We start from the raw sequence: 23,843 nt of genomic DNA, 5'->3' as shown, positions 1-23,843 counted from the left end.
ATAAAGGGAAGGCAATGCAAAGTAATGAACTGATCCGCGCCGACGTGCAGGCGCTGCTGAACCGCACCGACGAGATTCGCCTCAAGCGCGACGAGGACAAGCTCTACACGATCCTCGGTGAGATCGAAAACCTGTCGGACGTCGAGAAGGCGTCGTTCTTCGCTCAGTCGCGCAAGGGCGGCGGCGTGTTCCTGTTCGAGAGCCGGCATTTCCCCGGCCACATCGTCGAATACATCCCCGGCGTGATGGTGAACGACTCGATCTCCTGCATGTTCGAGCCGCACCCCGTGCTCGCCAGCCCCTCGACGCTGCTGAAGCTCCGCGAGGAACTGGTCAGCGAGCTGGAGCGCATCCACCACGCGATGCCGGGCGCACTCCACAAAGCAGATCCGGCGCGTCACCGCCCGGTGATGCTGATCGAAATGTCGACGCTCCAGCTCGCCGACACGCTGCGCGAAACCGCTCGCGTGAAGCTGTAAGGAGGGCGCGTGAGCTACGAGCAACTCCTGCAAGCAGTGAAGGACTACTGGTCCGACCGCTCACGTCCGGCTGAGCAAACAAAGGACGACCTCGGCGCGCTGGTCGATGAAATCGAACTGCTGCGCGAAGCCCTGTAACGAATCCAGCGGGGCGCCGTAGGGCGCTCTGCACACTGTCTTTCATCACCAACATCACCACTGAAAGGAACACACCATGACGACCCTGAAGCGCATCGCTGCATACCAAACCACCGACGGCCAAACCTTCGACGACAAGGACGTGGCGAAGAAGCACCAGGCGGAGCTGGATCGTATGGCGAAGGTGAAGGAACTCGTCGCGAATGGCATGGGCGCCGTCGACATGACGAAATGCGATGACCTGTATGCCGTGATCGCGAACATGATCGTCTCGAACGCCGACGCGCTGCGCGAGATTCTGCCGAAGAAGGCGAAGGCAGCGAAGGCACAAGAGCCGGCGAAGCCGGAGGCCGAACAGGGCGCGGCACCCACCTCCGCGGTCGTGCCGCCGGCCATCGAGGCGTGCGAGCAGCGTCCCGCCGCCGCATCGCCGGCTCCGGAAGAGAAGCTGTCGCCGGCGGCGGAGTTCGCGTGGCCCGCTGGCCTGTCGGCTGCACTCAACACGACGCAAGCCGCCGTCAACTAAGCGCGCCGCGCACGCCCCTGGACGGCGACAGGGGCGCCATACCAATCGTGGAGAATTCATGAGCACATTCGAAGTTCCTGTCGTGCGCGTTCGTGTCGAACCGCACCCCAACGCTGATGCCATCGAAATCGCCCGTGTCGGCGATTTTCAATCGATCGTCCGAAAGGGGCAGTTCAAGGATGGCGCGCTCGCTGCATATCTTCCGGAGGCAGCGCTGCTGCCCGAGTGGATTTTGAAGCAACTCGGCATGTGGGACGAGGTGAGCGGAAAGGGGAAGCTGCATGGCTCTTCCGGCAATCGCATCAAGGCGATCAAGCTTCGAGGCGTGCTGTCACAGGGCATCTGCCTGTCGCTCGGTGGCGAGGAAGGCAATGTGTTGCACTACCCGGAGCGTGAAGACGGCGCAGTTGCCCACATCTGCTTCGAAGGCGAGGACGTCGCTGAACTCCTGGGCGTGACGAAATACGAACCGGTTGTTCCGGCGCACATGGCGGGCAAAGCGCTCGGTGCGAATCTGGACATTACGCACAAATACGACTTCGACAACCTGAAGAAGACGCCGAACCTGTTTGAAGATGGCGAGCCGGTCGTCATTACCGAGAAGATCCACGGGACGCTGCTCCAGGTGGCGGTCGTGCCGTCGTCGATGTCCGACGAGAAGTTCTACAAAGGGCGCGTGGTCATCACCAGCAAGGGCCTGGGCGGCCGTGGTGTCATCCTCGACCACAACGACGAATCGAACGTTTACGCGCAAGCCGTAAAGAAGCACTCGCTGCTCGACAAGGTCCTTGAAGTTCTCGGCCCGGTTGCTGACGATGGGAATGTTCCGGTTCTCATGTTCGGCGAAGTTTTCGGCACGGGCATTCAGGATCTCGGCTACGGGAGCACGCTCCAGTTCCGCGCCTTCGACATCTGCATGGGAGTGCGCGAGAAAGCAGTGTTTGCGGACGCCGAGAGCTTCGAGAACTTCTGCGAGACGATGGATGTGATGTCGGTTCCGGTGCTCTACATCGGTCCGTATAGCCGCGAAGTTGTGTTGAAGCATACCGACGGCAGCACGACGATCGGCGGCGCACACATTCGTGAAGGTGTCGTCGTCAAAAGTCAGACCGAAGCGCGTCACCCGCGTTACGGCCGCAAGATTGCCAAGAGCGTCAGCGAAGCTTACCTCTTGCGCAAGAACGCGACTGAGTTCGCGTAATCGGCATTGCTCGAAGGTCCGGTTGCTGCCGTGTAACCGGGCTTTCTCTTGGCCGCCTGGATCGCGATTGGATGCGTTACGCATCCGAGAGAGCGCCACTCCCCGATCGGGAGAATGACTACATCACAACAGAGAAGCAAAGACCATGAAACCGAACTTCGAATTGCTCCGCGACGCGTTCGCGATTCTCGACGGGATTCCGGAACACGTCTTCAACCTCGACGCATGGACCGTGCAGCAAGGAGAGAGCCTGAGCTGCGGGACGATCGCATGTGCCGGCGGCTGGCTTGCGCGCCATCCCAAGTTTGCAGAGCTCGGGCTCGGTATCTCCAGGGGCGGCGATGTATGCCTGAGAACCGATGCGAATGAATCGTCCTTCGGCGCACTGTCGAAAATCTTCTCGCTACGTGGCGACGAGGACGAAATCTTCATGCCAAGCGGTGCCGGCTACAGCGATCGCGAGCTGAGTTTTGAAGTGCGCCAGGCAATGACCGACAAGCAGCTTTGGAAGCGCCGCGTGCTTCGTCTGTTCCAGGAATACGACGAGCCCTTCGATCCGAAAGTCACGGAGGGTCTTCACCTCGACGCACGGAGACAGTGACATGCCGAAACTCCAGATTCCGCGCTTGGGTGCGGACCTCGTCCTCTTAAGCGACTGGTCGTTTCGCCTGTTTCACGAGCACCGCAACTCCGGTCTGCAATCGGCGGTTGGACTGGCGAACCCCTTCAGCGGCCTTCAGGACTTCTGGGGCGCTCTGCCGGCAGAGCGATTCGCCGCGCTTGAGAAGTCGCAATGGCGCGAGGCAGACGGGTCGCTGAGCACGGTGAAGGAGCGCTACTTCAATGGCGAGCTCCAGCACCCGCTGACGATCCCGGCCGGCGCGCTCCTGACGGTCGATCGCATCTTCATTCGTAAGGGCGCGGCCGACTTCGACAGTGTGACGTTCTGGCTGAAGGCGTCGAAGGTTCCGGTCACGATCAACGGCCGGCAGGTGAAGAAGAGCGTCCGCTTCTGGGCGAAGCTGGACGACGTCAACACCATCGAATTTGAGGATTAGAACTTGGCCTTCGAGGGCTTCTTGACGATTGCGCAGCGGCCGACCTGCTGACGTGTGTTGTCGCTGACCGTTGTCTTCTCGGTGTAGGTGAGGTCGATCCGGCTGATCGTCCTCTCAACTTTCACAAACTGAGTGTTGAAACCGAAATTAACAGCGCTGGGTGTGAATACGGCGGGGTCGTGATTCGTGGAGTTTGCCTCAGCAACATAGTAACTAACAGTGCCGGCTTTTTCGTCAAGCGCGAAATCGAAATGTCGCGCTGGAACCTCGTCCAGAGCCGGTAGATCGCACGAAAGATACGTCACGGCTGCAAAACAGTTGGTCGTTGCAGCCAGCGATACAGCGAGGAAAAACGGAGTCAGTTTGTTCATTTTCTGTTGTCGATCCGGTCAATTAGCACTTCGTGGTCTACACGGATTATCTCATGCGCTTTAACCAGTTGCGAATTCGCCGAGTTAAGCGCGCTACGGAGGAAACATGAAGCAAGTTATCAACGAGCAGGGTTCGCGTCCGATCAAGATCTGGACGAACGACATCGAGGACGAGGCGCTGACTCAGGCGAAGAACCTCGCGCGCCTCCCGTTCATCGCCGGCAATGGCGTTGCGCTGATGCCCGACGTGCATGCGGGCAAGGGCTCGACGGTAGGCTCGGTCATCGCGACCGAGAAGGCGATCATCCCCGCCGCGGTTGGTGTGGACATTGGCTGCGGCATGAACGCCGTGCGCCTGTCGTTGAAGGCGAGCGACCTCCCGGAAAGTCTCACCTCGATTCGCCATCAGATCGAGCGGGACGTCCCGCTGGGTGCCGGCGGCCGGCACCAACGGGACAGTGACGTCCACGCGAACACCATGCGCCTGCCGGCGATGCCGAGCGATCGCGTCGAGGCCGTGCTCGCTGACGAGATCGTCGGGTCCATGCACAAGGTCTACGAAAAGGCGGCCAGCCAACTCGGCACGCTCGGCTCGGGCAACCACTTCATCGAGCTTTGCATCGACGAGAATCAGGACGTGTGGGTGATGCTCCACTCCGGCTCGCGTGGCATCGGCAACATGATCGGCAGCTACTTCATCGAGAAGGCGAAGAAGCGCATGGAGCTGCACTTCATCAACCTGCCCGATGGTGACCTCGCCTATATCCCGGAGGACACCGACGACTTCCGTGATTACATGGCCGCGGTCCAGTGGGCGCAGGACTACGCGCTCGAAAACCGCAAGTTGATGATGCAGACCGTCATCGCAGCGCTGCGCCAGCACATTCCGATCGAGTTCACGATCACGCAGGAGGCGATCAACTGTCACCACAACTACGTCGCGCGCGAGCACCACTTCGGCCGCAACCTGTGGGTGACGCGCAAGGGGGCTATTCGAGCCCGCGAAGGTGACCTCGGCATCATCCCCGGTTCGATGGGCCAGCGCAGCTACATCGTGCGCGGGAAGGGCAACCCTCAGTCCTACTGCTCGTGCTCGCACGGTGCCGGCCGCGTTATGAGCCGCGCCAAAGCGAAGCGGATGTTCAACCTCGACGACCTCGCGGCCCAGACTGAGGGCGTGGAGTGCCGGAAGGATGCAGACGTGCTGGACGAGATTCCGGGTGCCTACAAGAATCTGGACGTCGTGATGGGCAACCAGCCGGATCTGGTCGAAGTCGTCCACACGCTGAAAGCGATCATGTGCGTGAAGGGGGCGTGATGGCAAAGAAAGTCGGAACCTACGATATCCCGTTCGACAACGTTGGCAACCAGCTCGACTATCCGGGGCACGCGTCCGAAATGAAAGCGAACCACGAATTCGAGGATACGTTGACGTATCACTCGTGCGGACGTGGGCGCAGTTCCGTTGGTTTCACGTTCAAGCGCTCGGACGGCCGCAAGGTGAACGTCTTCTTGACGGACATGGATGACTGGATACCGCAACTCAACGGCGGAAAGATCAGCGGACGTTTCACGTTCGTCAAGCGCGGCCAGAACTACGGCTGCACGAAGCTCGGCTGATTCCGCTCGCTTAGTCTTCGACGGGCTCTTTGGCGATGTATTCCTTTTCCAAGCGATTCTTCGCCGAGAGCTCGACAACTGGAGTTTTCGCCAGTTTCCGGAACGAACCTTGGGCGTTCAGCAATTGCGCATCTGGGTCGAACCGGTAGATGTGTCTGAGAATGCCCTCCAGTTCGCGAATTTCCTCCTCGCGGACATTCGGCCAGACAACGAATATCGAGCAGCAGTCCCAAAAGCCCTCCTTGTGCCTTTTATGCGCTCGAAGGCGCCCCTTGATACCTGACGCAGACATACCAACGTAGACAACCGCCCTGAAGGGGCGCTTAGGATCGTCCGACTTCGCGGTTCGGTAAAGGACGTAGATGCCGCGAAGTCCTTTGGGTATTTGGTCAATGTCCTCGAGGGCAATAAATTCGTGGCGCTTTTCAATTAGGCGCAGCGGTTCAGGTGGTCGCGTTCTGGTAGCCATTGACGGTTCGTAAGACTGTTGCTGTTCTGACATGGCGTGCCGTCTATGCGCTCAACACCATGTAACCCCGTATTCGTGATTTGCCCACTGATATTGCCGCGCACCACAGCGGGCGTCAACCGACCCAAATTTGACGGTCATGCTCCAGATTGGTGTGACTATAATAAGTAAATGATGAACTAAATTGGGAGCGCACAATGCGAATCATCACCGGGTTCGACCTGGAAACGACGGGACTCGACTGGAACGACGGGCACCGGATCATCGAAGTCGCCGCAGTCCTCTATGACCTCGACGTGGGCACGCGCCTGGGTCAATACGTGCAGCGGGTAAATCCGCAGCGCCCGATCGACGAAAAGGCGCAGGCCGTCCACAAGATCACCTTCGACATGCTCACCGCCGAACCGACGTGGGAACAGGTCGCGCCGGCCGTTTCGACGATTCTGACGCGCACGAATTACGTCGTGGCCCACAACGGCTTTGGATTTGACTTCCCGTTTGTCACGCACGAACTGCAGCGCGTCGGCATTGCCGTCCCGGGGATCACCGGGATCGACACGATGCTGGAAGCGCGGTGGGCGACGCCGTTCGGGAAGCTGCCCAACCTCGGTGAGCTCTGCTTCGCCTGCGGTGTTCACTACGACCCGTCGCAGGCGCACGCGGCGCTGTATGACGTCGAGCGAATGATGGAAGCGTATTTCGCGGCTCGGAAGATGGGTGACTTCTTCGGCCCGCGGGCAATCGAGGCGGCTGCTTAAATTTGCGTCTGATGGAGTAAGTCAGTAATGACCAAATATACAGAAGGAAAACTCGAACTCGGCAGGTTCGGCGTGGTCAGGGGCGGCCCGGTCCATCACTACACGAACGGTAGCGGACGGTCGCAGCTGTTCCTAGCGACCGCCGGCCAGGACATGAGCCACGAGGAGATTTACGCGAACGCCGCCCGTCTCGTGAAGTGCTGGAACCTTCACGACGAGCTCGTCGCGGCCTTGAAAGCGCTGCGCGGCGAGGCAGCCTTCTCCGAAGAGTTCGGGAACACGACCAAGGCGGAGTTCGACGCCATCTGTGCGAGGGCTGACGCCGTGCTCGCGGAAGCGGAGGCGTGATGGTTTGGCTCAAAAACCACTACCGCTGCGTCGAATGCGGAACCGAATGGCACGACGAGTGGGACTGCGCCTGCGATGACGACTGCCCCAAATGCGGAACAACGATGACGCCGCGCGACAGCGAGGAGATCGAGGGCGGCCCAGACCCGCGCGAGGACAAGGACAGCCAATGCTCGTGACGATCATCGCCGACGCGTCGTGGGATCCGGAGACGGGCGCGGGCGGCTACGGCTACTGGTCTGTCTCGCAGCGCGGACGACGTTCTGGCGGCGGGGCGCTCAGATCGCTCGCGCGGAACAACAACGTCGCCGAAATGATGGCTGTCGTGAACGGAGTGCACATGGCGTTCGCCCACGAGATAGCGATGCCCGGCGATTCACTGCTTGCTCAGACGGACTGTCAGGCGGCGATTCTCGCGTTCGAGGGCAAGCGTGTCCTGAGCGTCGACGAAAGAATGATCGTCGAAGGGCTGAACAGACTGATCGCCGCGAAGCAGGCAGACATCCGGTTCAAGCACGTCAAGGGCCACACGCGGGGCGAGGTTCCCCGGTTGTGGGTGAACAACCATTGCGACGGGCTGGCGAAGACCGGTATGCGTGAGGCACGCGCCCGTGTGAAAAGCGGTGCGCCCCCGGTCGCGGTCGAGAAACCGAGCCCACCAAATAAGACACCCGAGCAACGCGCGGCGCAGCGGCGAAAGCGAGCTGCTGCCGAGCTCAGGAACAAGACGAACCTGCGCAAATTTGCGTTCGAAGAAACAGGAACTACAAGCGATGTGGACACCGGCGTTTTACCAATACCGCCTTGGGAAGAACAGCAACTACCTGAACAGCCTCTGGCTGGGGACGGTGTGGGCGTTTCTGTCGCTGCCTGAGCTGCTGCTCTTCATGTGGCTGTTGCCCATATGTGACCGGCCGAGCACGTTCTTCGGCCGGACGCGGGTGACGTTGCTCCTGATCCTCAAGCTGCCCATTCTCGGGCTGCTGGGTGGCGTGACCACCGAGGACGTGTCCGTCGAGGAAGTGCTGCGTCGCCTGCAGTCTGTCCAGTGACGGGTTCTTAGACTGAAACCAGAGAAGGGAAGTGACGTATGGCTGCTTTTGCGTGTGACTGCGGTGAAGAACTGGACGAGGGCGCGGTTTCGTGCAGCGCGATCATCCCGCCGGCAACTGGCGAACCGGGTGATGTGCCTGCCGGGCACTCGCTCGTCATCACCGCGACGTGTCCCGAGTGCGGTGTCCAGCGCGCGGGCGTGTTCTCCGCAGACGACCTGACCGCCATCTGAAGCAATGGGCCGGTTCGCCGGCCCACAACCACACTGACGACCATGAAACGAGAATTCCAAACTGAAGAACTGACGGGCGCCGAGCTCGACTACTTCGTCGCTGTCGCGGCCGGTATCACGCACGAGAAGCCGCTGGGCGAAATGCGGCCGGGCCGCACGTTGATCCGCGAAGAGAGTCAAGACGCTGAAGGGCCGATCTCTTACTTCCGCGCATTTCAGCCGTCCTCCAACCCCACCGACGGTCACCCGCTGATCCAAGACGAGCGGATCAATCTGAACGCACCCGGTCCGATGGGTGCCCTGGACCCGAAGAAGCTCTGGTTCGCGTTCATCGACACCGGTTCGTTTGCAGGCTCGAAGGCATGGTTCGGCGCTACGCCGCTCGAGGCAGTCTGCCGCGCATATGTCGCCCTGAAGCTGGGTGACGTTGTCTCCTACACGCTGAGCGAGTGACCCATGAAAAAGCAGAAAACCAACCCGCTGGATACGCTCGTTCTCGGCGACCGTGTCGGCAATATCCAGCACATTGACACCTGCGATCACGGCAGCATTGCAGAGGTCGTGGTGGCCTTCGGGGACGGCGATCCGTGCGAAGAAGGCATCGAGCTCGCCAAGCGCATCGTGGCACTTCCGAAGCTGATCGGCGCTCTCCAGAGCATCGGTGACGCGTTCGAGGAAGGCAGTGCCAGCATTTTCAACGCCATGACGGCCGCGCGTGAAGCGCTCGACGCTGCGGGGATCAAGCGATGACGCCCGAACACCGTGAGCAGTTGGAACTGGTGGTCCGCTGCGATCCGTCTCTGCTGATCTACTACATCAAGAAGTCCACCGGATTCGATCCGAAATTGGTCGAGCGTGTCTTCGAGCTCGCAAAGGACCAGGCGCGCACGCTGCTCGCCGCGGGCCAGAATGAAGTCAGCCACAAGGAAAACGCATCATGATGTCTGTCGTTCAACACTGCCTGACCAAAATTGCTGAGGAAGCAAGCGAGATCGCACAGATCGCGCTGAAGGCGCAGCAGTTTGGGCTCAGCGAGGTGCAGCCTGGTCGTGAAGAATCGAACGCGCAGCGGATGTATGCGGAGCTCAACGACCTGCTGGCAATGGTGCACCGGTTGAGGAGCGTGTCAGGTGGCGAATTCCATTTCGTGCCCGACGAAGGCGCGATGGACCAGAAGCGCGCGAAGGTAGCCAGCTATCTCGACTATTCGCAGCGGCTCGGGCTGGTTGCCGCGGGTGGAGCGCCGACATTGAGCGCGGACGTGCGGGTCACGCTCGAAATGTTCATGTCGATCTACCGCTGCAAAGGGTGGGAAGGCGACGTCGCATATCAGCGCGCACAAGCCATCCTCGAAGGGGCGAGCAAATCGTGAACACTGAAGATATCTTGGCGCGCGTCCACGCGTTTGTGAGTCTTGATCGGCAGGTTCACTCGCGTGCCGGAAACGGTGCCCCGATCGCTGCCCGCGGTGAGGCATACAACCTGATGCGCGAGGCGATCGAAGCGGTCTGCAAGGAGCGCGACCACTGGAAGGCAAACCATGACGCGCAGGTGCAGCGTGCCCGTGTGCTGGTCGACCGCCCGGACATGCCGCTCGAGCGTGTGCGGGCATACCAGCAGATTGGCGAGCTCCAGCGTCAGGTCGAGGTGCAGCGCATGCTGCTTCAGGCGTTCTCCGGGCAGTTGCAGTGTCCGGAGAACGAAGATCCGATGGCAGACGACCAACGTAGCCGTGATCAGTCGATCGAACGGCTGACTGCCGCCTATGTTCGCCAGCAACCGCTGCCGGTCCCCGACCAGATGGCTCTCGTCTGGCGCGCCGACATCGGTCGTCTGCGAAACGACTGGATCCACAAGAACGCCTACTTCGAGCTGCACGTTCCGAAGTCTCGTTCCATTCGCAACGCGATTTCGGACTACCACTACGCGCTGGACAACCGACAGCATGGCGGTGTCGCGGTGAGCAACGCATTCGACGCGATTTGCAAAGCGATGGGCATGCAGTGGGAGCGGGGCAAAGAAGCCAAGCGTCGTGCCGAAGCTCAATCGCGAGAATTGAACCAGACGAACAACGGGGGCAACCCATGAGCAGACCCGATACGGGCAACGCCAGCGCGCTGACGAAAGAAGCGGTAATGCAGGAAGCGCAGGAGCGCGTCTATCGAGACTCCGACGACAACCGAACTGGTGACGTGCTCGGCTTCTGCGAGTGGATCTGCGACAAGCTCGCCACGTGCGCCGGTTCGCTGACGGATGAGCAGACCCTCGCTCGCGCGGCTGAACTGTTGGACACGCAGGGGTTGTCGCCGGCGCGTGACTACGCGGCAGACAATATCCGCAAGCTCCTCGCTATGTCTCCTGCGGAACGGCCCGTGTTGACTGACGAGCGGACTGCGTTCGTGAAGTTCTGGCGCGAAGTGGATGAAATGGACGCGGAGAAAACTGCTAAAGCGGCGTTCGCCGCCGGCATGGCATTCGCCCGCACCGCACCCGGCGACGCTACTTCCCGGTCTGTCGAAGGATGAGAGCACCACGCCGATGCCCCAGGCTCTCTAGCTGGTTTCTTCGGCCACAGTGGGGACAGAACACGTAGATGCCGAAGGAGTCAATTCCGATCTTCTCGGCGTCGAAGTCCCATTCCTTATGGCACTTGATGCATAACCAAGTATTCACGGCGACCTCCGACCTGTCGAAAGGACGAGAAATGAACGATAGGACAAACCCGGAAGAAAACAAGATCGCCGCTATGGCGGCAGCAGCGCCGGCCGACGAGCGGGCGGCTTTCGAACAGTTGAAGAACTGGCCGAAGATGGCGCCGCGCGAGGCGTTCTATGCAGGTTGGCAAGCCGCGCGCGTGGCTGCATCGCCCGCTGCGGTGGCGGTGGCGTATATCGCGAAGGCCGATCTGAACCGCATCCAGAAAGATCGGACGTTCCACGTCAGTGTTATCGGGGTGAAAGAAGGCCGGTTCAATACCGCGTTGTTCGCCGCCCCGCAACCCGCGCAGGCCGACGCGACTGTCGATGCGCGGCCCGATCCCGCATGTGCGGCGATTCAGTTCGCGTTGAGCCTGGACGACGGTTCGTCGATCGATTTCCTGAACAACTGGAACGAAGGCGAATTCGATGTGCTTCGCCGCGAATGGCCCGAGGCACCGGAGGACGTCTATATCGGTGCGGATCCGCTTCATCCCGGTCCTCCTCGCGCATTGGCAGGTGCCGAATGATGACCGATCGACGTGGTGATGCTATGGGAACGATGGGACCGAACGACTTCCAGCACGTTGCCGACGACCCGCAGCGAGTTGGGGAGATCGCGGATGCGGAAATTGACGCATTGCGGGCAACGAAAGGGGGTGTCGATGAAATCGCTTGATGCTCGCCCGTGCTTTGTCGCGATGATCGCGGTGTTTGGCGGACTCCCTGTCGTGTGCTTGCTCGACATTCTTTCGCGGGGTTGAACCATGCACGTCAAAGCGATCAAGTTCAAGGACACGTGGGCGGCTCCAGGCAGCCAGCTCCATGCCGCGCTCGAGGGCAAGGATTTCGAGCTTGCGCGGGAGATCTACGACCGGTGCGAGGCGGATAACCGAAAGCTGCTTGAGAAAGTCCTGCAGGAGTCGGCGTGAAAGCGGCCAGCACCACTGTTTCGTTGATCGGCGGAGTAGTAGTTCTGCTAATGCTGGCTGGCACGCTCGGGCTAATCGACTTTCAGATCTGCGTGGCTGGGCCGGGCGAGTGCCACGTCGAAGTCATTCACAAGAACGGCGCATCGACGCCTTTGAACTACGGGAAGCAACACATATGAAAGGTTTGTTGATCTGGGTCGCAATTATCGGCGGCACCGTCTTGGGCGTGCGTAGCTGCGTGCACTCGGACTGGTATCAGAACAGTGAGCGTGAACGGACTGCACAGGAGAGGTTCGAGCGGACCCCACACGTCATCCGTGAGGCGGATGACTGCAAGGTGTATCAGTGGCGGGATGGCGACGGCACTGCTCACTACTTCACAAAATGCCCGAACTCGACGGTCCAGACCGATCGAAATTACACGCAGTCGTGTGGCAAGAGCTGCGCGCGACAGAAAGTCGAATCAGTCACGACCGTCACAGACTAGGTAGTTAGCGAAAGGACGCGCTGAAGAGTCTTCTTGCTTCGGCAAATGCCTCTTCAGGCGTGTCGAAACTGGCTTCGCGATAATTGGTAGTTCCGAATCGGTTGCCATTCTCGTCGGTGGGTGTGAACTCAAATACCCATTTGCAGGTTGGGAATTCCGGTTTAGGTTGATAGACGCGAATGTCAACGCTAAAGCGTCCAATCTGCTCCGTGCGGAAGTGCGACATGTGGCCTCCTTTCGTATGGAAAGAGTATTGCACAGAAAGGTGGACGCAAACTGGTAGCGTAGGTTGCAACAATGTCGGTGAAGCGTTTTACCTGACAGTCTCCCATCACTCCCCGCGTGCCCAGCCCTCGACATCAGGATCGAAGCGCACGCCGGCTTCCATCTGCTGGCGGAACCACGCTTTCTCAGCCTCCTCCTCCTCTTCGATCGTCGGCCGCCCCTCGGCCTTTCGCATTGCGTTCATACGAGCGATGTCGGCTTGAAGGTCTGCGGCCAACGCTGCTACATGAGTGGCCGCTCCATAGCCGATCGCGTCGGCCAATTCCTTATCGAAAAATTTCGTCATGACCGGTTTACGGCATGTCGCTAGGAAGGTTTAGGGACGGTCGAGATTTTGGCTAAGCTGCGATCTTGCTTTCGATTTCCCCCGCGTTCTCCGCTGATGCGGCAGCCAATTGCTCAAGATACGCGTCGAGCTTGGTAATCCACTCTCGACGTTCCTTGTCGTAGGTATGGCGGTTATATGTGCCTTCGACGCCACCCAAAACGTGTCCCAGCATCACTTCACCCACGTCCCGAGGGCAGCCTAGCGAGGCCAAGATCGTGCGAACGGTGCGTCGTAGATCATGTGGTGACCAGTGCGTCACGGTCAATCTTGGGTGAAAGCCTCGGCTCTTGCTATAGGGCTGCCAGTGGTAGACGGCGGTCTGAACGATCAACTGGCTCGTAGCTTCTCCCGTCTTGTTGGGGAAGAGGGGGCCGTTTCCGAACCGTAGCATGCGAGCCAATACTATCTCTTTGGCGCGGCCCACCAGAGGAACCCGCATGTCGGTAGCGCTATCGACGTTGTGATTCTTGGTTTTGGCTTTCGGTATGGTCCACCACCAACCGTCCGATTCCTCAGAGATTTCTGCTCCTTCCATCGAGCAGATTTCACCGCCGCGCGTTCCGGTCCACAGGTAGAGAGTCAGGGCATCGTGGAGCAAGGTGGAGCAGCGGGGGAACCACCGGAACAATTCGATGAGTTCCGACGAGGACAGGACGCGCTTCTCTTTTCGTAAGGCACCGCCTTGTCGCTTTCCCTTGCTCCGTAGCTTGCCGCGCATGATGTTCTGCCACCAGTTTGGCGTTGATTCCGGAATGCGGCCGGCGTCCATCGCGTGAATCCAGGCGAGGTTCAGTTCGCAGCGAAGCTTGCTTGCCATCGCCGGAATGTGGGAGAGGGACTGGAGCAAGTCGAAGCATTCGGCGCGCTTCAGGTTCTTGACCTCGGTGTTCTCGATACGCTCCAAATACTGATCGAACATATATTCGACGAGGTCGGCGCCCTTGGTCTTCCGTGCCTTGAGGACGTGCTCGTTGTAGTAGTCGGTGCACGCCATCCTGACCGTGTAGGGCGGTCTTGAGGCTTCCAGCTGCTGGTCGAGCAGGCGCTGCTTTTCTAGCTTTCGGTTAAGGGCGACGTCGAGCCCTGAGCTTCGAATGCGGCGTTGTTCTTCCCAAGCGGCGATTGCCGCGGCAAAGGGCAGGGCCGGCCACTCCCCGAGCTTGATCTGCTTCATCTTGCCGTCGAGGGGAGACTTGTATCGGTAGATCCAAGTCCTGCGCTTGTTGCTCGCAGCGATCCGTAGTCCGACGAAGCCATCGATCGCCTCATCGGTTCCCGGAGTCATTCTCCTTATCTCGTTTGCGTCAAATTTCAATTTTCCACTCCAAAAAACCTACGCTAAAACCTACGCCGTGGTTTTGGCTTGGAGGGGAATTCAGGCGCTATGAGGCTGCTGCAAGTGCCACGCTACGCATCCGCCCACTTCCTCAACAGATTGTGATAAATCCCGGTGAGCGAAATGACCACCGGGTCCTTCGCCCCTTTTTCTGCGGAAAGCGCCTGAATCTGCGTATCGAGCTGAAACAGCAGCGTGCGATCACCGTCGTCGCGCACCATGCTCTGAATCCAGAAGAACGACGCGACGCGCTCGCCGCGCGTGACGGGCGTCACCTGATGCAGGCTGGACGCCGGATACAGCACGAGATCGCCTGCCGGCAGCTTCGCGCGATGGGTGCCGTACGTATCCTCGACACACAGCTCGCCGCCGTCGTACGCATCGGGTTCCTCGAGAAACAGCGTCGCCGACAGGTCGCTGCGCACGCGGAAATCCGTGCCGCGCAGCAGCCGGATCGCGTTGTCGACGTGCGTGCCGAACGTCTCGCCGCCTTCGTAGCGATTGAACAGCGGCGGAAACACCTTGAGCGGCAGCGCTGCCGAAAAGAACAGCGGGTGGCGCGCGAGCGCGTCCTGGATCGCGTCGCCCACCGCACGCGCGGCAGGCGAGCCTTCCGGCAATTGCCGGTTGCGTTTCGCGAGCGCCGACTGCGCGCCGGACGTCGCGTTCCCGTCGACCCATTCGGCCGCGTCGAGGTGGGCGCGGCATTGCGCGACCTGCGCCTTGGTCAACACACCGGGGATATGAAGCATCATGTTGCGGATTCCATGACGTGCGGCGCCAGTTGCATTGCCGCCGCACGAAATGCGTCGATCGGCGACGACGCGAGATACGCGCGCATCTTCGCGACGAACGCGGGGGTAGCGGTGGCCGGCACGTGCGCGAGCCAGCCGAGCGCCTCGTCGATGCGTCCGCGCTCGGCAAGCAGCCGCGCATAGTTGAACTGGCCGCGGAAGTCGCCGGCGACGGCGGCGCGGCGATAGTGGTCGAATGCGGCGTCGGGGTCGGCCGGTACGACCCAGCCGTCCTCGTAGAAGCCGCCGATCAGGTTGATCGATTTCGCATGGCCGAGCGCGGCCGCGCGGCGGAACCAGTCGAGTGCGTCGGCGCGGTTCTCGTCGACGCCGTTGCCGAGCGCGAGCGCCGTCGCGTAGTTGTACATGCCCCAGTCGAGCCCCGCCTGAGCGGCGAGCCGGTACCAGTACACGGCGACCGGCGCGCACGCGGCCGTGCCCCAGCCGAACTCGTAACAGCGGCCGAGCATGTTCATCGCCATCGCGTGGCCGGCCCGCGCCGCGTGCCGGAACCAGTTGAACGCGGCCGCCGGGTCGCGCGCGACGCCATGCCCGTCGAGCAGGTACTGCCCGTAGACGGCCTGCGCATCGACGATGCCGTTGTCGGCTGCCGCCGCGACCCACGCGGCGGCGCGCTCGGGCGGCCCGGCCAGGATGTCGGCGAACTCGCGCGGCGATACCGACGCGAGCGCCTTCAGCGACACGGCCTCCATCGATCAGTAGCGCGCGTTCAGCGTGACGAACGCCGAGCGGCCCGGTGCGATCGACGCGTAGTGCGCCGGGTACGCCTGGTCGAAGTAGGTGCGGTTGAACAGGTTGTTCACGTTCAGCTGCAGGTCGAGCTTCTTGTTGATCCGGTACTGCGCCATCGCGTCGAAGCGCCAGTACGACGGCACCGCTCGCAGGTTCGCGGGATCGCCGAACACTTCCGACATGTAGAACGCGCCGCCGCCGACCGTGAACTTCGGCGTCACGTCGTAGTTCGACCACATCGTGAGGCTGTGCTTCGGCGTGTTCGGGAAGCGGTTGCCGTTGTTCGCCGCGTCCTTGCCGTTGTCGCGCAGCGCGCTCTTCATGTACGTGTAGCCGCCGAACACCTGCCACTGTTTCGTGATCTGCCCGGCGACGCCGAGCTCGAGGCCCTGCACGCGCTTGTTGCCGACCATCGCGTACTGGTTGTTCGGCAGCGTCACGCGCGCGTTCGTCGTATCGATCTGGAACAGCGCGGCGGTGAGTGACAGCTTGTCGTTCAGCACGTTCCACTTCGTGCCGAGCTCGATGCTGCGGTTCTTCTCGGGCGCCATCTGGTCGGCGTTCGGGCCGACGCCGCCGCGGCCCGGCGTGAGCGACTGCGTTTCGCTGCCTTCGCCGAGCAGCATGCCGGCCGGCGTCGACGACGTCGCGTACGACGCGTAGATGCTGCCGTTCTGCGCGGGCTTGAACACGAGGCCGGCCTGCCAGTTCACGAGCGTGTCGTCGCGCGTATAGGTTTTGCCGCCGTTGGCCTTGGTATCGGTGAAGCGGGTCGAGTAGTCGTCGACGCGCACGCCGGCGTTGACCTGCCAGCGCGGCGTGATCTCGATCGTGTCGAAGCCGTAGATCGACTTCGTCGTGGTGCGTGCATGCGCGTAGTCGTTGTTGCGCGTGATCGAACCGGCCCACGGGTCGTTCGGGTTCGGCGACCAAAGGCTCGTGCAGTTGTAGCCCGATGCGGCGCCGATGCCGTTCTGGCAGACCTTGCCGGTGTCGGTCGCGACCTTGTATGAATCGCGCTTGCCCCATTCGCGCGTCAGCTCGATGCCGGTCGTGAAGCTGTGCTTGAACGAGCCGGTGCGGAACTCGCCGAACAGCTCGGTCAGGTTCGCCAGGCTGTTGATCGAGCTGTCGCGGTTGTTGTTGCGGCGCCAGACCTTGCCGTTCACCACGTTGCCCTGGCTGTCGTCCGGCTGGGTCCAGATGTAGTCCTGCGTCGATTCCGTGTAACGCGTGGTGTTGCGGATCGTCAGCGCCGACGTGATGTCGTGCTCGATCTTGATCGTGCTGATGTCCGACGTGGTCTTGCGGAAGTCGCGGTCGATCAGCCCGTAGAAGTTGTGGCGGTCGACGGGGGCCGGATAGATCGTGCCGACGTTCGCCGGTTTGTTCGACGCCGTATAGAAATACGGGATGCCGCCGTCGGGCATGTCGTCGGTCGACAGGTGGTAGTAGCTCGCGGTTACGCGCGTCGGTGTACCGAGGCCGAACGCGATCGACGGCGCGACGCCCCAGCGCTCGTTGTTGACGGCGTCGCGGCCGGCGACGTCGTTGTTGTGGCTCATCAGGTTCAGGCGGAACGCGGCGTGATCGGCGAACTGCCAGTTGCCGTCGGCCGTGAAGCGGCGATAGCGGTCGGTGCCGAGGCCCGCGCTCGCGGCGGCGGTGGTGCCGAGGTGCGGGGCCTTCGTGATCAGGTTGATGCTGCCGCCCGCGCCGCCGCGGCCGCCGTATGCGCCATCGGAGCCCTTGGTGATCTCGATGCGCTCGGTATTGAAGATCTCGCGCGTCGTGGCGCCCGTGTCGCGCATGCCGTCGACGAACATGCTGCCCTGCGTGTCGTAGCCGCGGATGAACGGACGGTCGCCGAGCGGGTTGCCGCCTTCGCCGGCGCCGAACGTGATGCCGGGCACGGTGCGCAGCGCTTCCGTCAGCGTCGACGCGCCGCTGTTCTGGATCAGCTCCTGCGGGATCACGGTGACGGATTTCGGCGTGTCGACGAGCGGCGCGGTGAATTTCACGGAAGCCGAGAAATCGGCCTTGTAGCTGTGCTCGGCCTTGCCCTGCACCTCGATCGGCGCGAGATGGCCTTCGGTGCCGGCCGGGGCGGGCGGCGGCGTGCCGTCCGCCGCGAATGCCGGGCTGGCGGCGAGCACGCTGCACAGGGTGGTGAATTTGCCGAGCTTCAGCTCGTCGGGACGTGACTTCATGGTGCGCTTCGACCTCGCGGTGTGGCCCCGGGGCGGTGCGCTGCGGAAATGTGCACGCCGCCGGGAATTATTACGATTTGTTTTCAGGCGGCATTCTATGTAATTTCATCGCGAATGAGAAGCGTTCTTGTTCTCGTTTGTTAGGGAATTGTTGACGAATGTTACGGGGTCGTTGCGGAGGGAAGATTGGCCGAATGACCAGATAGGAAGGGCTTGTCGGGCCGGTTAGAGTCGCAGTGTCGCGATTCACTTGGTATGACAGCAAAATGCTAATATGACTGCATTGAAAGCAATCTTGATGAGGCGCACCATGCCGGTGATCACCGTCCGAAATCTGTCCGATGAAGTGCATCGAGCACTTCGCATTCGCGCGGCCCAACATGGGCGAAGCACCGAAGCCGAGGTGCGCGACATTCTCGAACAGGCCGTTCTTCCGGGCGGGCGGCTCAAGCTGGGAACGATGCTGGCGGCAATCGGGCAGGAGGCCGGCGGATTCGATTTCGACGCCCAGCGCGACAAGACGCCTGCCGACCCGATGAGCTTCGAATGATCCTTGTTGATACGAATGTCATTTCCGAACCGCTACGACGCGAGCCGAACGCGGCCGTGATCGAGTGGCTCGATGCCCAGAATGTCGAAACCTTGTTTCTGGCTGCGATCAGTCTCGCGGAAATACGATTGGGCGTGGCTGTATTGCCGGAAGGACGCCGGCGAGAGTGGCTGCATCAGAGCATCGAGCAGCGCGTGCTGCCATTGTTTCGCGGACGAATCCTGCCATTCGACGATGCTGCGAGCAAAGCGTATGCGAGCCTTCGCACACGCGCTCGTGCCGCAGGTGTCGCAATTGCACCATCCGATGGTTTTATCGCCGGCACGGCCGAAGCGAACGGCCTGATCGTCGCCACGCGCGACGTCACGCCGTTCGAGGCAATGGGGATTCGCGTAATCGACCCGTGGGCGCGCTAGCGAGCCCACGGCTGCCGGCCCCGCAGGCTGCCCCGCAATTGAAAAACGCGCCGTGCGATGCGGCGCGTTCTGCTTCAGGCAAGCGCGCCCGTCAACCTGGAACGACGGCAGGCGGGCGCGAGACCCTGGATGCGATTCAATCGACGCCGTGAAACACCGCGTCCTCCGGCCCGAGATATGCCGGCGGGCGCCACGTCGCGTCGCGCATCGAATGCTGGACGAGGTTCTCGACGCCGAGCAGCACCGCGAAGATCGCCATCCGCACCGGAATGCCGTTGTCGGTCTGACGGAAGATCGCGAGGCGCGGGTCGCGGTTCAGGTCGACCGACAGGTCGTTCGCGCCGGGCCGGCTGTCGCGCGGCAGCGGGTGCATGATCAGCGTGTCGGGCTTGCACACCGTATCGACGAGCGCCTGGTTGATCTGGAAATCCGGCGTGTAGCCTTCGAACGACTCGTCGGTGAAGCGCTCCTTCTGGATCCGCGTCGCGTAGACGACGTCCGCGCCGCGCAGCCCGGCCGCGAGGTCGGTGGTCTGCTCGATCACGTGGCCGTTCGTCGCGATCTGGTCGACGATGTAGGCCGGCATCTCGAGCGTCGGCGGCGACACGAGCGTGAACTTCAGCCCGCGGTACAGCGCAAGCAGCTTGACGAGCGAGTGCACGGTGCGGCCGTACTTGAGGTCGCCGACCAGCGCGATGTGCGCGCCGTCGACGATCTTGCCGAGCCGCGAGAACTCGCGCTGGATCGTATAGAGATCGAGCAGCGCCTGGCTCGGGTGCTCGCCGGGGCCGTCGCCGCCGTTGATCACGGGCAGGTTGGTCGCGCGCGCGAACTCGGCCACCGAGCCTTTCTCCGGGTGGCGGATCACGAGCGCATCGACGTAGCCGGCCATCACGCGGCTCGTGTCGTAGATCGATTCACCCTTGGCCATCGACGAGAACGTGAAACCCGTCGTGTCGCACACCGAGCCGCCGAGCCGGCAGAAGGCGGCGCCGAACGACACGCGCGTACGCGTGCTGGCTTCGAAGAACAGGTTGCCGAGCACGGCGCCTTCCAGGACGCGCGAAATCTTGTGGCGGCGTGCGATCGGCTGCATCACGTCGGCCACGCGAAACAGCGCCTCGACCGATTCCCGCGAGAACTGGTCGACCGACAGCAGCTGCGGCTTGCCTTCGAAAAAGAACTGCTTGGCGAGCCCTTGGTTATCTACGCTTTGCGTATAGCTGCCGCCTTCCGGTGCCGAGCGCTCGACGATTTCCGACACGAAGCGCTCGACGATCTCGGGCATCCCGCGCGATTCCTGCGAATCGTCGGGCAACAGCCAGGTGTCCAGCGCGCGCCGGCTGACGCCGATGCGATTGGCGAACGCTTCGCGGGTCATGTTGAGGCGGCGCATCGCGTCGCGGAGGAAGGCTTGCTGGGGAACGGTCATCGGCGGCTCCTGACGGAAAATATACGCGGTGCGTATATTAGTTCCTGGCGCGTTGAAGTCAAGGAAAATCTGCGCGAACCGGCTGTGTGGCCCATGTGACATGCGGCGGGTTCGTAGTGGCGCGTCGCGGCCGTCTCCGTATAATCAGGTCAGGCCCCGTGCCCGGCGTCTTGCCGGGCACGGGGCCGCATACGATTCGCCCGTCGGGCTTGTTGATTCGAAGGAGAATGAGAATGACGCGTACGATTGCTGCAATGCTGCTGGTGGTGACCGCCGCGCTCGCCGGTTGCAACACGGTCGCCGGCGTGGGCCAGGATATTTCGAAGGGCGGCCAGGCGATCAGCGATACGGCTGAAAAGGCCAAGTAAGCCGGCCGGTTTCGGAATGCAGAAAGCGCCGGGCCGTCCCGCGATTGCGGGGCGGCCCGGCGCTTTTTTTTCGGCCCGTGCCGACGTCGGCGACGCCGGCGGCGTCACGCGTGTTCGACGAACGCGTAGCGGCCTTCGACCTTGCGCGGCGTGAACCAGCCGTAGTCGGGGAACATCCGGTTGCGCACGTACCAGACGTAGCCCACCAGCAACGCGGTGATCACGAGACTCGGCAGCGCGGTCGACGGATCGCGTCCGAGCTCGGCGATGGTCTTCGGCAACTGCAGCAGCGACAGCAGGATGAACGCGTGATAGGCGCCGACGCGATGGGTCGCGAAGCCCCAGATGAACAGCAGCGACAGCGGCACGGTCAACGCCAGGAACACGGCCACGAGGCCGGTGCCGGCGCCGCTTGCGAAGAAGTAATACGCGAGCACGAGGCTGATCGCCAACTGGGCGATACCGAGCGCGACCAGGATCCGGACGTGCACCTTGTTCTTGCGGCAGCGCTCGGGGTCGGGGCGCGATGCGATCAGGTGCGCGAGCACGCGATCCTTGAGCCCCTGTCCGGACAGTTCGGCCAGTGCGTCGGCCTTCCTCGTTCCCGCGGAGAGCAGCACCGCGATTCTTGTTTTGGCTTCCTTCCTGTTCATTGCGTGTCGGATTGTTGTTCGATGGTTGTCAAAGGGGCCGGCCACGCGAATATTGCATCTTGCGGGGTGGTGCGCAATCGATTTGCGGCACGCGGACACATTCCTACAGTGGCCGGGGGCGCGGGCCACGACGATGTGACGGGAGGAAGTGGCCGCCGTTGCCGCAATCCCGCGATGACCGCCGTCAGTCGGCGGCGGTTTGAGCGGGCGCGCGCGCGGGGCTGGCCGGCCGGGCATCGTGCGTGCCGGCGAGCCGCTCGCGCCGCCGCGTCGCGCCGACGAGCATGCCCGCGACGACGAGCGCGATGCCGGCGACCCGCGTGACGTTCAACGTTTCACCGAACAGCGCGACCGCGAACAGCACGGCCGAGACCGGCGCGACCGCCGTGAACAGCGCGGCCTCGGTTCCGCTGGTGCGCGCCGAACCCGCGTACCAGCACAGGTAGCCGAGCACGGTCGGCACCAGCGCGTAGTAGGCGATTGCCGACACGGCGCCGACAGTCCAGCCGTCTGCGACCGCGTGCCATTCGAATACAGCCGGCACGAGCGCGAGGACGAAGCCGAGGCCCGACATCGCGGTGGACAGCGCGAGCGGCGGCAGCGGCGCGGCAAGGCGCCGGTTGAGCAGGATGAATACGGCTTCGCATGCGACGGCGGCCAGCACCAGTGCATCGCCGGCAAGCGTCCGGAGCGACGGCAGCGCGTGGCCGGGGGCGAACGTGACGAACAGCACGCCGGCCGTGGCGAGCGCGGCGGCCGCCCAGTCGCGCGGCGTCTGCCGCTCGCGCAGCACGACGGCTGCGATCAGCGTCGACATCGCGGGCAGCGTGCCCAGCATCACGCCAGCGTCGAGCGGCGACGACAGCTTCGTGCCGCTGATCAGCAGCACCGTATAACCGACGCCGCCCGCCGCAGCCTGGATGACGAGCAGCACGCCGTCGCGGGTGGAAATGCGTGGCCAGCGCATTCGCTGCGCGCGCATCAGCGCGAGCAGCAGCGGTGTCGCGATCAGGAAGCGCAGCGCGGTGGCCGTGAACGGCGGCAGGCCGCCTGCCGCGAGACGGCTCGCGATGACGGTGCTGCCGACGCCCGCCATTGCGGCGGCGAGATAGAGATAGCCGACCAGTCGTGTCTTCATGCGCCGCATCGTCGCGTATGGCGGCGTCGCGCGTCTTGAACGAAATTGCAGCGGGTGCGGGCGCGTCGAGGGCAGTGCGTGGGGCGTTGCGCGTGTGCGTTCGCGCAGACTGCTGCCCAAGCCCAGGCCCAGGCCCAGGCCCAGGCCCAGGCCCAGGCCCAAGCCCAGGCCCAAGCCCAAGCCCAAGCCCAAGCCCAAGCCCAAGCCCAAGCCGCGTCAGCCGTCGTCGACGTCGGGGCCCGCCTTCGATCGCCTTGCGACCGATCGCGTTGCGCGGGGACGCAGGGCATCAACCGACCTGCGTAAACCTCCCAGGCGTGATCCCGAACTGGCGCGCGAACGCACGCGTCAGGTGGCTCTGATCGGCAAAGCCGGCTTCGGCCGCGGCATCGGCGATCGGCAGGCCGCTGGCGAGCAGCGCGCGTGCCAGCCGCGCACGCGACTGGATCAGGTAGGCGTGCGGTGTGATGCCGAGTTCACGGGCAAACCCGCGCAGCAGCTGGAAGCGGCTCACGCCGCTCAGGCCGGCCAGCTCGGCGAGCGAAACGGGGGCGGCCGGTGCCGCGTCGAGCCGCTCCCGCGCGATGCGGATCGCCGGTGCAACGCCCGCCGTCGACAGCGTGCGGTTCGCGTGCCGGGCGAGCAGCCCGGCGACGAGCATCACGAGTGCCTCGTCGCGGGCAAGCGGCCGGGATTCCTCCGCGACGATGCGCGCATGGAGCCGGCCGACGGCGGCCGTGAGCCGCGCGTCGCGCACCGCCGGATGCGCCAGCTCGATGCCGCCGAGGCCTTCTTCCGCCGCGACGCCCGCGACCAGCGCGGGCGCGAGGTACAGCATCCGCCAGCGCCGGCCCGTGCCGGCCTCGATCGGCGAACCGTCGTGCATCTCGCCCGGGTTGACCATGATCGCGTCGCCGGCCAGGGCGTCGACCTGCCCGCGGCCGCTCCACGACCGGTGCGCGCCGCTGACGATCACGCCGACCCCGAATTCGTCGTGCGCGTGGCGCGGAAACGCGCGGTCGGATTCGAGGCTGATTGCCTCGATGTCTTCGCCGGTCCGTCGGTAGTGGGTGACGCGGTGCATGTGCGCTCCTCGCGCCGGTCGCGGCGCGGATTTCGTGCACTTTAGCGCGTTCCGGCGCCGCGCGCCCTTCATCCTTTTGGCCGATACCGCGCATCGCGCGCAGCCCGCACCATGTGCACATGAGCAGC

The 23,843-nt window shown here is 62.8% G+C and carries 38 protein-coding genes; 26 read left to right on the top strand and 12 right to left on the bottom strand.

Features of this window, described 5'->3' with window-relative positions; all coding sequences use genetic code 11:
* Window positions 1-14: 14 nt before the first annotated feature.
* The 6 genes from ACTJLD_RS21665 to ACTJLD_RS21640 all read left to right on the top strand — a co-directional run bounded on the left by ACTJLD_RS21665 (window position 15) and on the right by ACTJLD_RS21640 (window position 3,402).
* Complete coding sequence (locus ACTJLD_RS21665) at window positions 15-479, top strand: hypothetical protein (protein WP_440659607.1); 465 nt, start codon at window positions 15-17, stop codon at window positions 477-479.
* Between the two features lie 9 nt (window positions 480-488).
* Window positions 489-617 (top strand): hypothetical protein, encoded by a 129-nt coding sequence (locus ACTJLD_RS21660; RefSeq protein WP_440659606.1) that lies wholly within the window; start codon window positions 489-491, stop codon window positions 615-617.
* A gap of 76 nt (window positions 618-693) precedes the next feature.
* Entirely contained in the window at window positions 694-1,143 is a 450-nt protein-coding gene (locus tag ACTJLD_RS21655) for a hypothetical protein (RefSeq protein ID WP_440659605.1), read from the top strand.
* Between the two features lie 58 nt (window positions 1,144-1,201).
* Window positions 1,202-2,344, top strand: coding sequence for an RNA ligase (ATP) (locus tag ACTJLD_RS21650; protein WP_440659604.1), 1,143 nt, complete (start codon window positions 1,202-1,204; stop codon window positions 2,342-2,344).
* A gap of 145 nt (window positions 2,345-2,489) precedes the next feature.
* Window positions 2,490-2,945 (top strand): hypothetical protein, encoded by a 456-nt coding sequence (locus tag ACTJLD_RS21645; protein WP_440659603.1) that lies wholly within the window; start codon window positions 2,490-2,492, stop codon window positions 2,943-2,945.
* Between the two features lies 1 nt (window position 2,946).
* A complete protein-coding gene (locus ACTJLD_RS21640) occupies window positions 2,947-3,402 on the top strand; it encodes a hypothetical protein (RefSeq protein WP_440659602.1) in 456 nt (151 codons plus the stop codon).
* On the opposite strand, the gene ACTJLD_RS21635 is transcribed toward ACTJLD_RS21640, so the two are convergent.
* Window positions 3,399-3,773: a hypothetical protein gene (locus ACTJLD_RS21635; RefSeq protein WP_440659601.1), complete on the bottom strand. Its 375-nt coding sequence runs from the start codon at window positions 3,771-3,773 to the stop codon at window positions 3,399-3,401. The genes ACTJLD_RS21640 and ACTJLD_RS21635 overlap by 4 nt on opposite strands.
* 106 nt (window positions 3,774-3,879) lie before the next feature.
* On the opposite strand from ACTJLD_RS21635, the gene ACTJLD_RS21630 reads away from it, so the two are divergent.
* Window positions 3,880-5,091, top strand: a complete 1,212-nt coding sequence (locus ACTJLD_RS21630) for an RtcB family protein (protein ID WP_440659600.1) — start codon at window positions 3,880-3,882, stop codon at window positions 5,089-5,091.
* Window positions 5,091-5,393, top strand: a complete 303-nt coding sequence (locus ACTJLD_RS21625) for a hypothetical protein (protein ID WP_059609038.1) — start codon at window positions 5,091-5,093, stop codon at window positions 5,391-5,393. Before ACTJLD_RS21630 ends, ACTJLD_RS21625 begins: the two co-directional genes overlap by 1 nt.
* A gap of 10 nt (window positions 5,394-5,403) precedes the next feature.
* On the opposite strand, the gene ACTJLD_RS21620 is transcribed toward ACTJLD_RS21625, so the two are convergent.
* Window positions 5,404-5,862 (bottom strand): hypothetical protein, encoded by a 459-nt coding sequence (locus ACTJLD_RS21620; protein ID WP_440659599.1) that lies wholly within the window; start codon window positions 5,860-5,862, stop codon window positions 5,404-5,406.
* Between the two features lie 197 nt (window positions 5,863-6,059).
* Between ACTJLD_RS21620 and ACTJLD_RS21615 the strand changes: the two genes are divergently transcribed.
* The 15 genes from ACTJLD_RS21615 to ACTJLD_RS21545 all read left to right on the top strand — a co-directional run bounded on the left by ACTJLD_RS21615 (window position 6,060) and on the right by ACTJLD_RS21545 (window position 11,881).
* Entirely contained in the window at window positions 6,060-6,620 is a 561-nt protein-coding gene (locus ACTJLD_RS21615; protein WP_440659598.1) for a 3'-5' exonuclease, read from the top strand.
* Between the two features lie 27 nt (window positions 6,621-6,647).
* Window positions 6,648-6,968, top strand: a complete 321-nt coding sequence (locus ACTJLD_RS21610; protein ID WP_440659597.1) for a hypothetical protein — start codon at window positions 6,648-6,650, stop codon at window positions 6,966-6,968.
* Window positions 6,968-7,147, top strand: coding sequence for a hypothetical protein (locus tag ACTJLD_RS21605; protein ID WP_440659596.1), 180 nt, complete (start codon window positions 6,968-6,970; stop codon window positions 7,145-7,147). Before ACTJLD_RS21610 ends, ACTJLD_RS21605 begins: the two co-directional genes overlap by 1 nt.
* Window positions 7,138-7,842, top strand: a complete 705-nt coding sequence (locus ACTJLD_RS21600; protein WP_440659595.1) for a ribonuclease HI — start codon at window positions 7,138-7,140, stop codon at window positions 7,840-7,842. The genes ACTJLD_RS21605 and ACTJLD_RS21600 overlap by 10 nt, the downstream gene beginning before the upstream one ends.
* Window positions 7,817-8,020, top strand: coding sequence for a hypothetical protein (locus ACTJLD_RS21595; RefSeq protein ID WP_440659594.1), 204 nt, complete (start codon window positions 7,817-7,819; stop codon window positions 8,018-8,020). Before ACTJLD_RS21600 ends, ACTJLD_RS21595 begins: the two co-directional genes overlap by 26 nt.
* A 38-nt stretch (window positions 8,021-8,058) precedes the next feature.
* The gene (locus tag ACTJLD_RS21590; RefSeq protein ID WP_440659593.1) at window positions 8,059-8,253 is read left to right on the top strand and encodes a hypothetical protein; all 195 of its coding nucleotides are present in this window, start codon (window positions 8,059-8,061) and stop codon (window positions 8,251-8,253) included.
* A gap of 42 nt (window positions 8,254-8,295) precedes the next feature.
* On the top strand, window positions 8,296-8,706 hold the full coding sequence (locus ACTJLD_RS21585; RefSeq protein WP_440659592.1) for a phage protein NinX family protein: 411 nt from the start codon (window positions 8,296-8,298) through the stop codon (window positions 8,704-8,706).
* Between the two features lie 3 nt (window positions 8,707-8,709).
* Window positions 8,710-9,003, top strand: coding sequence for a hypothetical protein (locus tag ACTJLD_RS21580; RefSeq protein WP_440659591.1), 294 nt, complete (start codon window positions 8,710-8,712; stop codon window positions 9,001-9,003).
* On the top strand, window positions 9,000-9,194 hold the full coding sequence (locus ACTJLD_RS21575) for a hypothetical protein (protein WP_059609046.1): 195 nt from the start codon (window positions 9,000-9,002) through the stop codon (window positions 9,192-9,194). Before ACTJLD_RS21580 ends, ACTJLD_RS21575 begins: the two co-directional genes overlap by 4 nt.
* A complete protein-coding gene (locus ACTJLD_RS21570; RefSeq protein WP_440659590.1) occupies window positions 9,191-9,625 on the top strand; it encodes a hypothetical protein in 435 nt (144 codons plus the stop codon). Before ACTJLD_RS21575 ends, ACTJLD_RS21570 begins: the two co-directional genes overlap by 4 nt.
* A complete protein-coding gene (locus ACTJLD_RS21565; RefSeq protein ID WP_440659589.1) occupies window positions 9,622-10,341 on the top strand; it encodes a hypothetical protein in 720 nt (239 codons plus the stop codon). Before ACTJLD_RS21570 ends, ACTJLD_RS21565 begins: the two co-directional genes overlap by 4 nt.
* Window positions 10,338-10,778: a hypothetical protein gene (locus tag ACTJLD_RS21560; protein WP_440659588.1), complete on the top strand. Its 441-nt coding sequence runs from the start codon at window positions 10,338-10,340 to the stop codon at window positions 10,776-10,778. The genes ACTJLD_RS21565 and ACTJLD_RS21560 overlap by 4 nt, the downstream gene beginning before the upstream one ends.
* Before the next feature lie 179 nt (window positions 10,779-10,957).
* Window positions 10,958-11,479, top strand: a complete 522-nt coding sequence (locus ACTJLD_RS21555; protein WP_440659587.1) for a hypothetical protein — start codon at window positions 10,958-10,960, stop codon at window positions 11,477-11,479.
* Window positions 11,479-11,628, top strand: coding sequence for a hypothetical protein (locus tag ACTJLD_RS21550; protein ID WP_440659586.1), 150 nt, complete (start codon window positions 11,479-11,481; stop codon window positions 11,626-11,628). The genes ACTJLD_RS21555 and ACTJLD_RS21550 overlap by 1 nt, the downstream gene beginning before the upstream one ends.
* Before the next feature lie 88 nt (window positions 11,629-11,716).
* Window positions 11,717-11,881, top strand: coding sequence for a hypothetical protein (locus ACTJLD_RS21545; protein WP_440659585.1), 165 nt, complete (start codon window positions 11,717-11,719; stop codon window positions 11,879-11,881).
* Window positions 11,882-12,372: 491 nt separating this feature from the next.
* Here ACTJLD_RS21545 and ACTJLD_RS21540 read toward each other — a convergent pair whose 3' ends face one another.
* The 6 genes from ACTJLD_RS21540 to ACTJLD_RS21515 all read right to left on the bottom strand — a co-directional run bounded on the left by ACTJLD_RS21540 (window position 12,373) and on the right by ACTJLD_RS21515 (window position 18,074).
* Complete coding sequence (locus ACTJLD_RS21540) at window positions 12,373-12,594, bottom strand: hypothetical protein (RefSeq protein ID WP_440659584.1); 222 nt, start codon at window positions 12,592-12,594, stop codon at window positions 12,373-12,375.
* Window positions 12,595-12,699: 105 nt separating this feature from the next.
* Window positions 12,700-12,939, bottom strand: coding sequence for a hypothetical protein (locus tag ACTJLD_RS21535; protein WP_440659583.1), 240 nt, complete (start codon window positions 12,937-12,939; stop codon window positions 12,700-12,702).
* 52 nt (window positions 12,940-12,991) lie between these two features.
* Window positions 12,992-14,296 (bottom strand): tyrosine-type recombinase/integrase, encoded by a 1,305-nt coding sequence (locus ACTJLD_RS21530; RefSeq protein ID WP_440659582.1) that lies wholly within the window; start codon window positions 14,294-14,296, stop codon window positions 12,992-12,994.
* A gap of 92 nt (window positions 14,297-14,388) precedes the next feature.
* Window positions 14,389-15,072 carry a Fe2+-dependent dioxygenase gene (locus tag ACTJLD_RS21525; protein WP_440659581.1) on the bottom strand — a complete coding sequence of 228 codons (684 nt, stop codon included), beginning with the start codon at window positions 15,070-15,072 and terminating at the stop codon, window positions 14,389-14,391.
* Window positions 15,069-15,824 (bottom strand): tetratricopeptide repeat protein, encoded by a 756-nt coding sequence (locus tag ACTJLD_RS21520; protein WP_060086294.1) that lies wholly within the window; start codon window positions 15,822-15,824, stop codon window positions 15,069-15,071. Before ACTJLD_RS21520 ends, ACTJLD_RS21525 begins: the two co-directional genes overlap by 4 nt.
* Window positions 15,825-15,827: 3 nt before the next feature.
* On the bottom strand, window positions 15,828-18,074 hold the full coding sequence (locus tag ACTJLD_RS21515; protein ID WP_440659580.1) for a TonB-dependent receptor: 2,247 nt from the start codon (window positions 18,072-18,074) through the stop codon (window positions 15,828-15,830).
* Between the two features lie 310 nt (window positions 18,075-18,384).
* Between ACTJLD_RS21515 and ACTJLD_RS21510 the strand changes: the two genes are divergently transcribed.
* Window positions 18,385-18,624, top strand: coding sequence for a FitA-like ribbon-helix-helix domain-containing protein (locus ACTJLD_RS21510; protein ID WP_021158161.1), 240 nt, complete (start codon window positions 18,385-18,387; stop codon window positions 18,622-18,624).
* A complete protein-coding gene (locus ACTJLD_RS21505; protein ID WP_226230812.1) occupies window positions 18,621-19,040 on the top strand; it encodes a type II toxin-antitoxin system VapC family toxin in 420 nt (139 codons plus the stop codon). The genes ACTJLD_RS21510 and ACTJLD_RS21505 overlap by 4 nt, the downstream gene beginning before the upstream one ends.
* A 136-nt stretch (window positions 19,041-19,176) precedes the next feature.
* Here ACTJLD_RS21505 and ACTJLD_RS21500 read toward each other — a convergent pair whose 3' ends face one another.
* A complete protein-coding gene (locus ACTJLD_RS21500; RefSeq protein WP_027789492.1) occupies window positions 19,177-20,472 on the bottom strand; it encodes an aspartate carbamoyltransferase in 1,296 nt (431 codons plus the stop codon).
* A gap of 233 nt (window positions 20,473-20,705) precedes the next feature.
* Here ACTJLD_RS21500 and ACTJLD_RS21495 point away from each other — a divergent pair, with 233 nt between their 5' ends.
* Window positions 20,706-20,840 (top strand): entericidin A/B family lipoprotein, encoded by a 135-nt coding sequence (locus ACTJLD_RS21495; protein WP_021158165.1) that lies wholly within the window; start codon window positions 20,706-20,708, stop codon window positions 20,838-20,840.
* 104 nt (window positions 20,841-20,944) lie between these two features.
* Here ACTJLD_RS21495 and ACTJLD_RS21490 read toward each other — a convergent pair whose 3' ends face one another.
* The 3 genes from ACTJLD_RS21490 to ACTJLD_RS21480 all read right to left on the bottom strand — a co-directional run bounded on the left by ACTJLD_RS21490 (window position 20,945) and on the right by ACTJLD_RS21480 (window position 23,715).
* Window positions 20,945-21,493, bottom strand: a complete 549-nt coding sequence (locus ACTJLD_RS21490) for a hypothetical protein (protein WP_021158166.1) — start codon at window positions 21,491-21,493, stop codon at window positions 20,945-20,947.
* 184 nt (window positions 21,494-21,677) lie between these two features.
* Entirely contained in the window at window positions 21,678-22,631 is a 954-nt protein-coding gene (locus ACTJLD_RS21485; protein WP_440659579.1) for a DMT family transporter, read from the bottom strand.
* 289 nt (window positions 22,632-22,920) lie between these two features.
* Complete coding sequence (locus tag ACTJLD_RS21480) at window positions 22,921-23,715, bottom strand: helix-turn-helix domain-containing protein (RefSeq protein WP_440659578.1); 795 nt, start codon at window positions 23,713-23,715, stop codon at window positions 22,921-22,923.
* Window positions 23,716-23,843: the final 128 nt, after the last annotated feature.

Source organism: Burkholderia sp. 22088, from assembly GCF_052045915.1.
In the GTDB taxonomy this organism is placed as follows: Bacteria; Pseudomonadota; Gammaproteobacteria; order Burkholderiales; family Burkholderiaceae; genus Burkholderia; species Burkholderia cepacia.
Note: the sequence above shows the minus strand (reverse complement) of the source record. Positions and strands in the feature narration are given on the sequence as shown.